Source organism: Hymenobacter antarcticus, from assembly GCF_039539545.1.
GTDB classification, from domain to species: domain Bacteria; phylum Bacteroidota; class Bacteroidia; order Cytophagales; family Hymenobacteraceae; genus Hymenobacter; species Hymenobacter antarcticus.
On the sequence record NZ_BAABDI010000014.1, the window covers coordinates 77315 to 91747 of the forward strand.

Consider the following 14433-nt stretch of genomic DNA (forward strand, 5'->3'; position numbering starts at 1 on the left):
GTTTTCCGTTCCTACTATCGTGCAACCCCGACTAGTGCAGCAGCTTTCTCAGGGCGGCCTCGTCGTCGGCTTCCAGGGCTACTTCGGCTTTCAGGTTATCCACGTCGCGCTGCACGCTGGCCACGGCCAGGGTCTGGCCGCTTTGGCGGAACGCTACGCTGCCGGTTCGCTCGGCCAGGGGGCCATCCACGGTCAGCTCGTCCCACTTTTCGGCGTGGCCCGTGTAGCGCACCGACAGGTCGTAGTGCTTGCTCCAGAAAAAAGGTACCGCGTCGAATTTCTCCCGCCGGCCCAGCATGTTGCGGGCGGCCGTCTGGCCCTGGCGCTGCGCCACCACCCAGTGCTCCACCCGAATAGCGGCCCCGGTGTGGGCATCGGGCCAGCGGGCAATGTCGCCGGCGGCGTAGATGCCGGGGCTGCTGGTTTGCAGGTACGCATCCACCAGCACGCCCCGGTCCAGGGCCAGGCCCGCCGCTTCGGCCAGTGCCAGCCGGGGCCGCACCCCAATGCCGGTCACCACCAGGTCGGCCGGCAGCCGCTGGCCGTTTTTCAGTACCACGGCCTCGGCCTCGATGGCGGTAGCCGTTTGCTGCAAATGAAAAACGATGCCTTTCCCCTCGTGCAGTTGCTGCACCATCGCGCCCAGCTCCGCGCCCAGCACCTTGGCCAGCGGCACTTCATCGGGGGCCACGACGTGTACTTCCAGCCCGAGGCCGCGCAACGCGGCCGCGACTTCCAGCCCGATAAAGCTGGCCCCCAGCACCACGGCCCTTTTAGCCTTTGCCGCCCCCGCCACAATGGCGCGGTGGTCGGCCAGGGAGCGTAGTACGTGCACGTGGGGCAGGTCGTGGCCGGCAATATCGAGCCGCACCGGCTCGGCGCCAGTGGCCAGCAGCAGCGCGTCGTAGGCGTGCGCCGAGCCATTGGCCAGCCGCACGCACCGGCCGCTGACATCCAGCGCAGTCACCTCGCCCCGGATGAGGTCGATGCCATGCGCGGCGTAAAAGCCCGCCGGGCGCAGGGCAATGTGTTGCGCGTCGTCGGACGAAAAGCTCTTGGAAAGCACGGTGCGGTCGTACGGCACTTCGGCTTCCCCGTCGAGCAGGGTAATGCGGCCCTGGTAGCCCTCGCGGCGCAGCATCTCGGCGGCCGCGCTGCCCGCCCCGCCCGCCCCGATGAGGACGACCTGCTTCGGATGATGGGCGTTTTTGGCGGTTGCCGGGGGCGATTCGGGGGCCAGCGGGTCGCGCTCCTGCTTGCCGGTGACGTAGGCCCGGCCGTCGCGCCGCTCCACCGTCCAGCAGGGCAGCGGGTCGAGGGCTGGGGCCCGCAGCGCGGCCCCGGTGCGCAGGCTGAAACAGGCGTGGTGCCAGGGGCAGCGCACGGTGTCGCCGACCAGCAGGCCCGTTTCCAGGGGCGCTCCAAGGTGGGTGCACACCGCCCCCACGGCCAATACCTCCTCGCCGCGCCGCGCCAGCAGCACGGGCTCGCCGTGGGCGTGGCCGCGGAGCAGGGCCCCGTCGGCCAGGTCGGCCAGCGCGACGCCGGCCGTTGCAAAGTCGGGGCCAGTGGGTGTTTCGGGAGAAGCCATCAGACGGTATTTCAAAGAGTGATAAAGAGGAGGGAATCTGCCGGTTTAGGCCGTGGCCCGCTGCTCAGGCCGGCACTTGGGGCGGTTCGCCGAGGTGGCGGAAGCTCCGCTCCACCATCTCGTCGCAGTAAATCAGGTTGAACTCGTAGACGGCGGCGCGGGGGTACCAGCTTTCCAGCTGCTGGCGCAGCAGGCCCTTAGCCCGGCTTAGGCGCGCGTTCACGTTGGTTTCGGTGATGTCCACAGCCTGCGCGGTTTCCTGGCTGCTGAGGCCTTCGAGCTCGCGCAGCACGAACACCATGCGGTAGTCGGGCGGCAGGGCCTGAATGCACTGCTCCAGCACCGCGCCCAGCTCGCGGTTGAGGATTTCCTGCTGCCCGTCGGTGGAGGGGCTGCGCGGGGAGTCGGGGGCTTCGTTCATACACGCGGCGGCTGGCAGGGGTTGGGGCTGGTGGGCCGCTTTCCGGCTCCAGTGGTAGCAGTGGTTGAGCATGATGCGAATCAGCCAGGTTTTGAAGGCGGCCCGCTCCTCAAACTTGCCCAAGGCCTGGTAGGCGGCCACGTAGGTGTCCTGCATCAGGTCCTGCACCGTGGCGTGGTCGAAGCCGTAGGAGCGCCCCACCTTGTAGAGCGCGCCGTTGTAGCGCCGAATCAGCAGCTCGAAATATTCCTTCTCGCCACCCAGGATGCGGGCAATGAGCACGGTATCGGCCGGGGCACCGGCAGGCACCAGGCGGGGCCGTGGGGCAGCATGGGAGTCGGTTTCAGTCTTCATGGGTGGTGCCAGGACGGTATGTTAAGACAAGCGGTGCGTCCAGGTAATGGCCGGCCACCAGCGCCAGCAACAGGCCGGCTTTCACCCGCAGCGCCGGCGCGGTGGCCGGGGCCAGTACTGCCTACTGCCACTGTGGAAAGAAAAGTACGGAAAAACTCATCAGCACCACGGTATTGATGCCCGCGTGCAGCAAGGCCGGGCGTTGGGCCGCGTGCCGCTCCGCCGGAATACGTATCAGGTCCAGAAAGCCGAAGGCCACCGTCAGCCGGCCCCCACGCCGCCCGCCAGGGCGTAGTACGCGGCGGCGGTGCAGGTGGGGTTGCGGGTCTACCAGCCCAGGGCGGCGCACACCAAATCCATGGGCAGCAACGCGCCCGGAAAGTGCACCGAAACCAGGTGGGGCGGGTGGTAGTTGCGCTTGATGACCAGAACCGGTTTAGCTGAACACGTACACCAGCAGCGTGATGAGGCTGCTTACGGCCAGTAAGGCGTGCAGGCCGGCAATCCGAACGGGCTTGACCTGGTCGGGACGGCTGGTAATAAACATATAAATGCCGGCCAGGGCCGTGATGATGAACAGGCCGATGCTCAGCTTGGGGTAGGCCGCGGGATGGGTGAAGGCGTAGTACAGCAGCACCAGCAGCCCCGAAACGGCCAGCAGCCCGTGGCTGTACACCACGGCCTTGGGCGCGTTCTTCTTATTGAGCCAGGTGATGAGAATAGTGGCGCCCGCAGTGGCGGCGAGGACAAACAGAGTAACGCTAGCGTACAACATGAGCAAAAAGATTGGTGAGAGATGATTTACGGCTTAGAGTACCCAACAGGCACCGGCATTACAAAATCAGGGGAAATAATTCGCTTTGCCCCGCGCCTCACTTGCCAATCTGGCGCAGGAACTCCGCGCGCAGGCTGGCCTCCGCCGCAAAGCGGCCGCCGTATTCGCTGGTGAGCGTGGCGCTGCTGGTGTCGTTCACGCCGCAGCTTGGGTTTCTTCTTCCGCTTGGAAGAAGCCCCCCTGCGGGGCTCGATTACTGATTTGCGGGTAGGTGGCCGCACCGCGCCGTGTGCCGTATACTTCCGGGCTGCCCTAACCAAGATGCCCCATGTGGAAGTCCGCCGTACAGCAGTTTCCACCCGCGTATTTCACGATGGTGATGGCGACGGGCATTATTTCGCTGGCGGCCCACGGGCTGCGCCTGGAAGGGGTGGCGAACGGTTTCTTTTACCTCAACCTGGGGCTATACCCGCTGTTTGTGCTGCTGCTGCTGGGCCGGGTGCTGGGCTTTTTCGCCGGCGTTAGGGCCGAGTTGGCTTCGCACGAAACCGGGGCGAGTTACCTGGCGCTGGTGCCGGCTACCTGTATGGTCGGCAATCAGTTTGCCGTGCTACGCGGCAACCCGGTGGTTGGGGAGGCGCTGTGGGTAGCGGGGGCCCTGTGCTGGGGCCTGTTGCTCTACGCCTTTCTGCTCGGCGTGATGACGCGCCGCGAAAAGCCGCCGCTGGAAACGGCCCTCACGGGCAGCTGGTTGCTGCTGGTGGTGGCCACGCAGTCGTTGGCCGTGCTGGGGGCCACGCTGCTGCCCGGCCGGCCGCCGGACGGCACCGGGGTGTTCGTCGTGCTGAGCTTGTTTTTGCTGGGCAGCCTGCTCTACGTCATGCTCAGCACGCTGCTGTTCTACCGCCTGGCCTTCGGGCAATTGAGCGCCGGAGCGGTGAGTGCGCCGTATTGGATAAGCGTGGGCGGCAGCGCCATCAGCGCGCTGGCGGGCGCTTCGCTGCTGGGGGCGCTGCGGCAAACGCCGGCCCTGGCCGATGTCGCCGGGGTGGTGAAAGGCGTGAGTGTGCTGTTTTGGGCGGTCAGTACCTGGTGGATACCGCTGGTTTTCACGTTGCGGGCCTGGCACCACCTGCGGGGGCGGCCGGCGTTTGCCTACCGCCCCACCGACTGGAGCATGGTGTTTCCGCTGGGGATGTACACCGCGGCTACGTGGCGCCTGGCCGCGGCCCTGCCGTTGCCGGCCTTGCACGTCGTCGCCGCATACTTTATCTACGTGGCGCTCCTGGCCTGGGGCCTCACGCTGGGGGCCATGCTCTACCACCTGGCCCGCGGCGCGGGGCGGCTCGCGGCCGGGCCACCAAACGAGCCTGGGCGGCGGCCGGCCGTGGCTGCCCGGCCTGGGTAGGGGCGGCGCTTAGGTATTGGCCAGCAAGTCGAAGTACTCCTCGTCTTCGTTTTTGCCGCCGTAGCCCATGCCCACGGTTTGGTGGGTTTCCACGAAGTCGATGCGACTAATCCACTTCACCATCTTGTAGCCGAGCTGGTTTTCGACCCGCAGCCGCAGCGGCGCGCCGTAGTCCAGGGGCAGGGGCTCGTAGTTCATCTCCCACGCCAGGATGGCCTGGGGCTTGAGGCAGTTTTCGAGGGTGTTGGTGTCGTAGTACGGGCCGCCGTAGAGGCCCTCGCCGAAGGAGTGAAACACGACGGTCGTCACGGAGGCGTGGGGCCGCACCAGGTCCACTATTTTTTGAATCGGAATGCCGCCCCATTCGGCGATGCCCGACCAGCCCTGAATGCAGTGGTGCATGGTAATGTTCTGCTCCAGCCCCAGGCCCTTCAGCTCGGCTAACGACAGCTCGACCGGGTGCTCGACCAGGCCCCCGATTTTCAGCTTGTAGTCGGTGAAGTGGTTGGCGGCCAGCTGCTGCCACTCGGGCGCGGTGGGCATGGTGCCATTCGACCAGAAGTAGGGCGTGATGTCTTCCCGGCGGTAGGAGGCGCGGGGCGTGAGCTGGTTCAGGCTCGCGCGCCAGAGCGGGCCGTTCACGGCGGCGTGCATCGTTTGCAGGGCCCGCGGCCGGTGCCACGACAGCCAGTGCGCCAGGCCGGCAAAGGCCACGGTGACCAGCACGATGCCGCCGCCAAGGGCCAGCCCGAGGCGGCTGCCGGGGTCGTCGGTGCCCAGGGTGATGTGGTTCATGTTGCGCACCAGGCCGGTAGCGGCAATCATGCTGACGTGAATGACCAGAAAAACGGCGTAGGCAATGGTCACCAGAAAGTGAAGGGAGCGGGCGCTCTGGCGGTTGCCGAACAGCTTGGGGAACCAGGGAAACCGGGTTTCGAGGGCCGGCGACATGGCCATGCCCGTCAGCATCGCCAGGGGGGCCAGCACGAAGATGACGCTGAAGTAGGACACCTGCTGCAAGGCGTTGTAGTGATAAAACCCATTGGGCTCCAGCGGCATATGAAACGTGGCGTAATGCACGAACACGCGCCAGGCATCGGGCAGCACCTGCCACGTGGTGGGCACCAGCCGCCGCCAGTGGTCGGTGGTGAAGAGCAGCGCGGCGAACACGACGCCGTTGAGCACGAAAAACGGAACGGTCAGAAAATGCCAGGCGCGGGCAATGCCAATGGTGTGCCGGTAGCCGGGCAGGCCCAGCAGCGGGCTGATGTAGCGGGCATCCTCCTTGGCGGTCCACCGCCGGTCGGTGGGCACGATGACCGGGGTAAAGCGGACCCACTCCGTGGTGGGGGCGCAGGAGTTGTTCCAGTACAGGCGGGGGTGGTCCATGAGAATGGACAGCCCGCTGCGGATAATCAGGGCCAGGAAAAAGAAGTTGACCCAGTGGCTCAGATTGGCCCACCACGGAAAGCCAGGCGTGCCCGCACTGCTGCCCGGCCCAAAGGCCCGGGACGGGTCGGCGGGCAGGCCCAGCACCAGGTAGTGCCCCCAGGCCAGGCCCACGGCCCCCACCAGCACGGCCCCCACCAGCCAGAGCATGTACGGCTGAATGACGACGGCCGCCCGCCGGTCGGGCGGGTAATGAACGGCCTGCTCGGCTTCGTTGAAATGGGGAATCATGCAGGTAGGGGTTCGAAAAAATGGTGATTTTCAGCTACCTGAAAAACGACGAGCCGACTTCGTGCAAGGGGCTACTGGCGGGCCGCTGCGGGAGCCAGGGTGAGCAGGAAAACCGTTTCCTGCCGGGCCACCACGCTGTGCGGAATACCAGGGTGCAGGGTCAGCATTTGCCCGGGCGTCAGCTCCGCCGTTTGCTGCTCTGTCCAGAAGCTGATGTGCCCTTCCAGCACCTGCACGCTGATGGTGCCGGGGGCAGTGTGCGTTTTCAGCTCCGCGCCTGCGTGCAGTGCCATGAGTACCAGGCGCAGCCCGTCGGATTTGAACAGCGTGAGGGCATTCCGGTCGCTGCTGTGCCAGGCCGGTTCCTGCTTGATTTGCGCCAGGGCCTGCGGCAGGTCCAGCACGAGCAGCGGGGCATCCAGCGGGCGGGTGCCGGCCGGGCGCTGCGGCGTGGCGTCGTTCGACTTTAGGGCCGGGGCCGGGCTTTCGTCGTGCGAGGCGGAGAAGGCGGGGTTTTCCCGCAGGGCCTTCACCATGTCGGCGCCCATCGCCTCGCTCGAAATGCCGTAGCCGTTCACCAGCGTGCCTTTTACGTCGTGCTTGGCAGAGGAAATGGCGTACACCACGGCCGCGTCGCCGGGGTCCGACGGGCCTTCGAAGCGGTAGTGCTTATCCACCTGAAACTCGTCCGGGGATAATTGAAGAGCATTTCCGTGGCAGACCAGGCAGTTGTCCTGCAAGTTGAAATCGACGGTGTAGCCTTCTTTTTTCAGGTTGTTCAGTACCTCGGAAACGGTGGTCATGGGGTCCATAGCAAATGCGGGAAAGGGGAAAGGGGAAAAGGCAGTCAGCAGACCGGGGAAGCGGCGTATCCGCCCCGGGCGCTAGGCCAGGTGGTTGGAGGTAGCTTTGGCCACCAGGTATTCGCGGTTGAGGGTGGCAATGTTTTCCAGGGTGATGCCTACCGGGCACTCGGCGGCGCAGGAGCCGATGTTGGAGCAGGCCCCGAAGCCTTCCCGGTCCATTTGGGCTACCATGTTCTCGGCGCGGGTCTGGCGCTCCACCTGGCCCTGCGGCAACAGGGCCAATTCCATCACCTTGGCCCCCACGAACAGCACAGCGGAGGCATTTTTGCAGGCCGCCACGCAGGCCCCGCACCCGATGCAGGTAGCCGACTCAAAAGCCCGGTCGGCCACCTCTTTGGGGATGGGAATTTCGTTCGCGTCGGGGGTGCCGCCCGTGTTCACGCTCACGTAGCCGCCGGCCTGGATGATGCGGTCGAAGGCCGACCGGTCGCAGCTCAGGTCTTTGTTGATGGGGAAGGCATTGGCCCGCCAGGGCTCGATGGTGATGGTGTCGCCGTCGGCGAAGGCGCGCATGTGCAGCTGGCAGGCCGTGGTGAGCCGCTGCGGCCCGTGGGCGCGGCCGTTGATGAACAAGGCGCACGAGCCGCAGATGCCCTCGCGGCAGTCGTGGTCGAAGGCCACCGGGTCGTCGCCCTGGCGCAGCAACTCCTCGTTGAGCACGTCGAGCATTTCCAGAAACGACATTTCCGGGAAAATATCCTGCACGGCATAGGTCATTATTTCACCCGCCGCCGCCCGGTTTTTCTGTCGCCAGATGTTGAGGGTTAAGCGGAGCGAGTGGGGTTGCTGCTTAGCAGGAGTCATCGGCATATCGGGTATAGGGGTACTGTTCAGTCTGTGGCAATCTTAGCGAGCAGCCGCAGGACCTGTGGCGCAAAAAGGGGCTGCTGGAACAGTTGGGAATAAAGAGTTGCTAATTTCTGATTATCAGAGCTTTTGCATCCAGAACGTCATGCTGAGCTTGTCGAAGCATCTCTACCGCTTCGTTGAATGGCTCGTGCGAAGCGGTAGAGATGCTTCGGCAAGCTCAGCATGACGTTCTGGTTAGGTAAAAACTTCATTGCCAGGTGATAGTAACTCTAATCAGCATCCGGCGGATGCCATGCCAATAGTACGGTTTTTACAGTATCGAGAGGCCGCCGTTGGCGCGGGCCGAGGCGATTTTGGCCTGAAACATCTCGCCCATTTTCAGGGCCCGCACTTTCATTTCGGCGGCATTCTCGCCCGCGAACAGGGCATCCACGGTTTGGCTGAACAGGGCCAGCCAGCGCGTGAAATGAGCCTTTTCGATGGGCAGGTACATATGCTTGGCCCCGGGGTTGCCGCGGTAGCCGGCGGCCTGGCCCAGCAGGGCGGCCGTCCAGAAGCGCGTCATGGTATCGAGGTGCGTGGGCCAGTGCCCATCGGGGATGCGGGCGGCAAACACCGGCCCCAGCAGCTCGTCCTGGCGCACCAGCGTGTAAAAGGCATCAATCAGCCGGCGGATATCGTCCTGCTCGCGGATGTCGGTTTTTTCGGAAGTTTCCATGAGTGGAATATGGCGCAAAGAATACCGGGGCCGCCGCGGCTAGCCGGCAGGTATCGAAATGGCGGTGAACAGGTAGTATGCGCCCCAGCCGATGAACGCCAGAATACTGGCCCAAACCCAGGCCGGCACGCCCTGCGGCGTTTCCGAGGCCGCGATGACGAACGAATCGGCCCGCTCGCTGCCGTAGGCTGACACGGTGAGGGGCACCACATCGGAAACCGTGTCGTGCTCGCTCAAACCCAGCACGGTGATGGAGGGGCCGTTGCGCACCACGAACGGAATGCGCTGCACGCCCTCCACCCCGCTGGAGGAGCGCGCCACCACGCGCAGCTCGTGGGGGCCGTCCACCAGCTTGGTGGTGTCGAGGTCGATTTTGACCGGCGGGGCGTAGCGGGCAAACGGCACGGGGTTATCGTCGAGGAACAGCAGCACCTGCTGCGAGTCGTCAGAAGTAGGCATGAGGTAGGCGTTAGCGAAAAGTGAGCTGCTCGCGCCGCGCCTGGTTGCGGCGGTTGTCGGGCCGCAGCAGGTAGCGGAAAAACAGGATAAAGGTGACTGCAACGACGGCAATCGAGCCGTAGAGCATCACGTAATCGAAGGGCCCGCCGTGCCCGACGCCGTGCGTGACGCCGGCAAACCCTTTCGGCTGGTTTTTCTCGCATACCGGGCAGGCCAGCGTGGGCAGCGCCAGCAGCAGGCCGGTGAGTAGCGCAAACAGGTTTTTTTTCATGAGCAGGGGATGAAAAAATAATTAGAGGGCCGGACCAGGTTTGGCCAAAGCGCGGAGCTTTTGCACGAACTCCGCCGTGACGGGCTTGCCGGTATTGCCCCAGCTGCTGCGCTCGTGAGTGACGATGGCCGCGATTTCCGCGTCGGTGAGCTTGGCGGCGAAACCGGGCATGGCGGCGTATTCCGGGCGTGGGTCGTAGCCTTGCAGCACGATGTTGACCATGAGCGTCGCATCGGCATTGTTGGCTACCGGGCTGCCTTTCAGGGGCGGGAAAGCACCTTTCAGGCCCTCGCCGTTGGCCTGGTGGCAGGCCTGGCAGTGGGTGGTGTACAGGGCGGCCCCGTCCAGCGCGGGGCTGGCGGCGGCAGCGTCGGGGGCCAGGCCCGTGGCTGCGGCGGTTTTTGGCGGCGACACGTTCAGGAAGGCGGGCGCGGTGTCGCCAGTGGGCAGTTCGGCCTGCTTCAGCGACATGAGGTAGGCCACCAGCTGCTGAGCGCGGCGCGTGGGCACGATGGTGTGGCTGCCCGGCTCGCGGTAGCCCGCCGGAATGCGCACGGCCAGCCCCGCCGGCGTGCCGGCCACGCTGTCCTCAAACAGCCACGGGAAGGCCGGCATGATGGATTCCTTCACCACAGCGCGGGGCTGGTAGAGGTGAATCAGATGCCAGAGGTCGCTGGGCTGGCGCTCGCCTACTTCGGTCAGGTCGGGGCCGGTGCGCTCCGAGCCGAGGACGGACGGCGTGGCACGCCACACGTCGAGGCGCTTGCGCCAGGCGTAGTCGGCGGGCAGGCCGGGCCGGCCGCCCCAGGTTTTGTCCATGTCGATGTTGCGCACCTGTTGGGTGTGGCAGGCCACGCAGCCCTCGCCGATGAACACGCGCAGGCCGGCCTGTTGCTCCGGAGTGAGGGCCACGGCAGTGGGCAGCGGGGCGTTTTCGGCCTGAATACGGGCCGCCGGCTGCACGGCAATGACCACGCTCAGGCCCAGAAAACCCAGGAACACGGTGGCCGCAAACAGGCGGTGGTTTTTATACAGACTCCAGGATTTCATGCGCTTGGACTTGAGGTTCAGGAGTGATAACGGGCGTGGCCGGAGCCACTTTGCCCAGCAGCATATCGGCCAGATTATAGAGGAACACGAAGTGGGCCAGCAGCATAAACGTGCCGCCAATGGCCCGCCACAGCCAGTAAGGCGCCATCAGCACCACCGATTTCAGGAAGGGCTCGCCCTCCATCCAGCTCTGGCCTTTCAGGGTACCGCCAATCATCAGGGCCATGCTGTAGCCCAGCAGGCCGATGAGGGCGAACCAGAAATGCACGCCTACCAGGCCCTGCCGGGGCTCGCGTCCGCGCAGCCGCGGGACCAGCGTGTAGATGCAGCCCCAGAGCATGAACGCCACGATGCCGTACATGGTGAGGTGCGAGTGGGCCACGTTGAAATCGGTGAAGTGCCACACCAGATTGGTGTAGCGGAAGGCCTGCAGCGAGCCCTGAAACGAGCCCGTGAAGTAGAACAGCACCCCAATGAGCAGGAACGGCAGCGAATAGGAGTCGCCCACGCGCTTGCGGCTGCCCCGAAAAGTCATCAGGAAATTGATGGTGCCGGCCAGCACCGGAATCACCATGCCCACGCTGAACACGATGGCCACCGTTTGCAGCCACCACGGCAAGGGGCTGAAAATGAAGTGGTGCGTGCCAATCATCGTATAAAAAAGCAGCTGCGTCCAGAACGCCAGCACGCCTAGCGAGTAGGAGTAAATCGGCTTGTTCAAGGACATGGGCAGGAAGTAGTACATCAGGCCCAGCGTGAAGGTCATGAACCACATGCCCACGCCCATGTGCATGTAGTAGCCCTGCGTGATGGTTTCGCCCATGCCATTCTGATAAAAGGGCAGATAACCAATGACGGTCAGCACGATACCCCAGATGGTGGCGGCCATAATGTACCAGTTCGAGATGTAGAACTCCTCGGTGGTGCGCCGCGCAATGGTCTGGTAAAAGTTGATGAGCGTGAGTACGATGCCCACGGCAAACAGCAGCATCACGGGCCAGATGTACTCGCGGTACTCGCCGCCGCCGTTGTTGATGCCCGCCATCAGGCAGGCGCTGCCCAGAATCACGCTGGCGTTTATCAGGCCCAGCGACCACCAGCCGATGCGCAGGCTGTAAATAGGAATGTTGTTGGTGCGCGGTACCACAAAATAGCCCAGCCCAATCATGGCCAGCGAGGTCCAGCCCCAGAACACCATGTTGGTATGCACCGGCCGCAGCCGGCCGAACGATAGCGCCGCCACGTGGTCGAGGTCGGGGCTCACAAACTTCACCCCCACGTACCAGCCCACCGTGGTGCCCAGCACCAGCCAGCCGGCCGCGCACAGCAGAAACGCCGATACCAGCCGCGTCAGCTGGGGGTCAAGGTCGGTGAAGGGGGCCGTGCGCCGCTTCTCGTGGAACCAGGGCGAATGCACGTCCACGGCCACCTGCTGCACCAGGCCCTGCGGGTCCAGCGCCGGGTTGGTGCTGCCCAGCTCGGCCCCGCTCAGCTCAAAGTGCCGGGCCTGGTGCCGCGCCACAATGGTATCCAGCTGCGACGGCGTGAGGTTGGTCACCGTCTCATCGAAATGCTCCAGCTCCTCGGTCAGCGTCGGCTTCTGGCTGCCCCGAATCAGCGAAGCAACCCGGCTGACCAGCACGGTTGCCGCCCCGAGCACGATGACGAGCAGCAGGGCCAGCATGCCCAGCACGGCCGGCTGCGTGAGCATGGGGCCTTCGGCCGGAGGCGCGGCCTGCGCCTGTGCCGACCCGGCCGCCGCCGCCATCAGCAGCAGCAGGGTCGGTAGCCCGCGCCTGAAAACGGTATCAAAATGAAAGTTTCTCATTGCTTGTTCAAAAGCCATAGATTGAAAAAACCGTCGCCAATCAGTTGATTATCAAATATTAATCAACTGATTAGTAGTAAAAAAGCCAGCTGCCCCGCCCCGGCTTAGCGGTAAATCAGGATGCGGGCGGCCTCCAGGCAGGCCAGCGAATGAGGCGCGCCGGCTGGGAAGATGACGTAGTCGCCGGCCGCCACGTCCACGCTGGTCGCTTCCTGCGTGATGGTGAGCCGGCCGGCGAGCACTGCCACCAGCACGTCGCCCGCGTCGTGGTGATGCGTGGGCATGGTTTCGCCGGCCTGAAAGGTTTTGAAGATGATTTTCTGGCCGGCTTTATCGAGCAGCACGAGGCCTTTCTGTTCGCCGATAGGCGGGTGCTGCCCGTGGAGCAGGCTGCCGCATTTTAGGGGAGGATACATAGGTTGGGAAGAAGGAGCGGGTACATTCCATCAGAAATTCCGGAGCAGTTCGGGGCCAGTGCCTACACGCTCAGCGTGGCCGGCCCGAACTCTTCGAAGTGAATGGCCGCGCGGGGCACGCCCAGCGCGGCCAGGTCCTGCACCTGCTTGCGGATAAAGGGCGCGGGGCCGCAGATGTAGTAGTCGGCCTCCGGCAGCAGGGTGCCGCCGCTCAGGCTAGGCAGGTCCACGATGCCCTCGTAGTGACCTTCCCGTTCCGGGCCCGGGGCCAGCGTATCGTAGAAAATGTGCTGCTGCACGTTGTCGTATTTGGCGGCCAGCTGCGCCACCGGCTCGCGGAAGGCGTGCACCTGGCAGTTGCGGCTGCCGTGCACCCACACCACTTCGCGGCTGCTTTCCTTGGTCACCAGGTGTTCGAGCATGCTCATGAGGGGTGTCTGGCCCACGCCGCCGCTCACCAATACCACCGGCGTTGGCTTGTCGGTGGCCAGCGTGAAGTCACCGGCCGGGGCGGCCAGCTCCACGATGCCCCCCTCGGCCACGAAGTCGTGCAGGCGGTTGCTAATCATGCCATCCGGGTGCTTCGGGTTGCCCGCTTCCTTCTTCACCGAGATGCGGTAATACTCGCCGTTCGGGGCGCTGGAGAGGCTGTACTGGCGGGGCTGAAACAAATTCAGCTCGGGCAGAAACAGGCGCAGGCTCACGTACTGGCCGGGCTGGAAATCAGCCACCCGGCCGCCGTCGTTGGGGTAGAGATAAAAGGAGGTGATTTCGGCCGATTCGGCCACTCTCTGCTTTACCGTAAAGGGGCGCCAGCCCGTCCAGCCGCCTTCCTGGTTGGCCGCGTGCTGGTAGAGGCCGCTTTCCAGGCCGCTCATCAGGCCAGCCAGCTCCCCATACGCGGTGGCCCAGGCATCGAGCAGCTCAGGCGTGGCGGCCTCGCCCAGCACCTCCCCGATGGAGGCAATCAGGTGGCGGCCCACGATGGCGTAGTACTCGGGCCGGATGTCGAGGCTGACGTGCTTGTGGCCGATTTTGGTCACCGCGTGCACCAGCACCGAGGGGTCTTCGATGTTTTCGGCGTAGGCCAGCACGGCCATCGCCAGGGCGGTTTGCTGCTTGCCGTTCTGCTGGTTGCCCATGTTGAAGACGTTCTTCAGCTCGGGGTTGTGCTCGAACAGGCGGCGGTAGAAGTGGGTGGTCAGGGCCACGCCGTGTTCGCGCAACGTACTTACAGTCGCCGTAACGAGGTTTTTCTGGTCAGGGGTCATAATAAAAAGGCTGATTATCGGACATTTTTGTCCGGTATTTTAGTAAAAAAAGAGGGTTAGCTGAACTGCTTTAAAAAGCCCAGGCCGTCATGCACCTTGCTGGCCAGCTCGCCGATGGTGTGGGTGCGCAGCAGCTCGTTGAGCTGGTCGCGAATGGGCAGAAACTGGTAATGCATGGGGCAGGGCTGCTTGGCCGAGCATTGCCGTAGGCCCAGCGCGCAGCCCTGCAACATGTCGGGTCCATCAATGGCCACTACGATTTGCTTCAAGGTGACCGTGCGCAGCTGCTCCGCCGTCAGCGCAAAGCCGCCGGTGGGGCCTTTTACAGAGGTGATAAGCTGCGCCCGCACCAGCAGCTGCAGTACTTTCGCCGTGAAGGCTTCCGGCGAGTCAATTTCCGCGGCAATGTCGCGCAAGCCTACCCGCCGGCCAGCGTCGGCCGACTGCTGCCCGATGTAAATCGAGGCCCGAATCCCGTACTCACACGCTTTGGAAAACATAGCTGTTGCTTAGGG

16 protein-coding genes and 1 pseudogene are annotated in these 14433 nt (G+C 64.4%); 2 read left to right on the forward strand and 15 right to left on the reverse strand.

Annotation, left to right across the window (positions count from 1 at the left end):
- Positions 1-31: 31 nt before the first annotated feature.
- From ABD819_RS11475 to ABD819_RS11490, 4 genes are all read right to left on the reverse strand, one after another.
- A complete protein-coding gene (locus tag ABD819_RS11475; RefSeq protein WP_345124335.1) occupies positions 32-1606 on the reverse strand; it encodes an FAD-dependent oxidoreductase in 1575 nt (524 codons plus the stop codon).
- A gap of 49 nt (positions 1607-1655) precedes the next feature.
- Entirely contained in the window at positions 1656-2366 is a 711-nt protein-coding gene (locus ABD819_RS11480; protein ID WP_345124337.1) for a sigma-70 family RNA polymerase sigma factor, read from the reverse strand.
- A 121-nt stretch (positions 2367-2487) separates the two neighbouring features.
- Entirely contained in the window at positions 2488-2715 is a 228-nt protein-coding gene (locus ABD819_RS11485) for a hypothetical protein (RefSeq protein ID WP_345124340.1), read from the reverse strand.
- 87 nt (positions 2716-2802) lie between these two features.
- Positions 2803-3141 carry a hypothetical protein gene (locus ABD819_RS11490; protein ID WP_345124342.1) on the reverse strand — a complete coding sequence of 113 codons (339 nt, stop codon included), beginning with the start codon at positions 3139-3141 and terminating at the stop codon, positions 2803-2805.
- 328 nt (positions 3142-3469) lie between these two features.
- Here ABD819_RS11490 and ABD819_RS11495 point away from each other — a divergent pair, with 328 nt between their 5' ends.
- The gene (locus ABD819_RS11495) at positions 3470-4549 is read left to right on the forward strand and encodes a tellurite resistance/C4-dicarboxylate transporter family protein (RefSeq protein WP_345124344.1); all 1080 of its coding nucleotides are present in this window, start codon (positions 3470-3472) and stop codon (positions 4547-4549) included.
- A 9-nt stretch (positions 4550-4558) separates the two neighbouring features.
- Here the strand turns inward: ABD819_RS11495 and ABD819_RS11500 are convergent, their stop codons facing one another.
- From ABD819_RS11500 to ABD819_RS11510, 3 genes are all read right to left on the reverse strand, one after another.
- Positions 4559-6229, reverse strand: a complete 1671-nt coding sequence (locus ABD819_RS11500) for a molybdopterin-dependent oxidoreductase (RefSeq protein WP_345124346.1) — start codon at positions 6227-6229, stop codon at positions 4559-4561.
- A gap of 71 nt (positions 6230-6300) precedes the next feature.
- Entirely contained in the window at positions 6301-7032 is a 732-nt protein-coding gene (locus ABD819_RS11505; protein ID WP_345124348.1) for a cupin domain-containing protein, read from the reverse strand.
- Positions 7033-7113: 81 nt separating this feature from the next.
- Positions 7114-7899, reverse strand: a complete 786-nt coding sequence (locus tag ABD819_RS11510; RefSeq protein ID WP_345124350.1) for a succinate dehydrogenase/fumarate reductase iron-sulfur subunit — start codon at positions 7897-7899, stop codon at positions 7114-7116.
- 17 nt (positions 7900-7916) lie between these two features.
- Between ABD819_RS11510 and ABD819_RS21555 the strand changes: the two are divergent.
- A pseudogene (locus ABD819_RS21555) lies at positions 7917-8012 on the forward strand (hypothetical protein); the annotation flags it as partial.
- A 203-nt stretch (positions 8013-8215) separates the two neighbouring features.
- On the opposite strand, the gene ABD819_RS11515 reads toward ABD819_RS21555, so the two are convergent.
- The 8 genes from ABD819_RS11515 to ABD819_RS11550 form a co-directional block, all read right to left on the reverse strand.
- Positions 8216-8623 (reverse strand): group III truncated hemoglobin, encoded by a 408-nt coding sequence (locus ABD819_RS11515; protein ID WP_345124351.1) that lies wholly within the window; start codon positions 8621-8623, stop codon positions 8216-8218.
- A 39-nt stretch (positions 8624-8662) separates the two neighbouring features.
- Entirely contained in the window at positions 8663-9082 is a 420-nt protein-coding gene (locus tag ABD819_RS11520) for a cytochrome C (RefSeq protein ID WP_345124353.1), read from the reverse strand.
- Positions 9083-9092: 10 nt separating this feature from the next.
- Positions 9093-9353: a hypothetical protein gene (locus tag ABD819_RS11525; RefSeq protein WP_345124356.1), complete on the reverse strand. Its 261-nt coding sequence runs from the start codon at positions 9351-9353 to the stop codon at positions 9093-9095.
- Positions 9354-9374: 21 nt separating this feature from the next.
- Positions 9375-10403, reverse strand: coding sequence for a cbb3-type cytochrome c oxidase subunit II (locus ABD819_RS11530; protein ID WP_345124358.1), 1029 nt, complete (start codon positions 10401-10403; stop codon positions 9375-9377).
- Positions 10381-12231 carry a cbb3-type cytochrome c oxidase subunit I gene (locus ABD819_RS11535; protein ID WP_345124360.1) on the reverse strand — a complete coding sequence of 617 codons (1851 nt, stop codon included), beginning with the start codon at positions 12229-12231 and terminating at the stop codon, positions 10381-10383. Before ABD819_RS11535 ends, ABD819_RS11530 begins: the two co-directional genes overlap by 23 nt.
- Positions 12232-12335: 104 nt before the next feature.
- Positions 12336-12647, reverse strand: a complete 312-nt coding sequence (locus ABD819_RS11540; RefSeq protein ID WP_345124362.1) for a cupin domain-containing protein — start codon at positions 12645-12647, stop codon at positions 12336-12338.
- Between the two features lie 62 nt (positions 12648-12709).
- Entirely contained in the window at positions 12710-13918 is a 1209-nt protein-coding gene (hmpA, locus tag ABD819_RS11545) for an NO-inducible flavohemoprotein (protein ID WP_345124364.1), read from the reverse strand.
- A 56-nt stretch (positions 13919-13974) separates the two neighbouring features.
- The gene (locus ABD819_RS11550; protein WP_345124366.1) at positions 13975-14418 is read right to left on the reverse strand and encodes an RrF2 family transcriptional regulator; all 444 of its coding nucleotides are present in this window, start codon (positions 14416-14418) and stop codon (positions 13975-13977) included.
- Between the last annotated feature and the right edge of the window lie 15 nt (positions 14419-14433).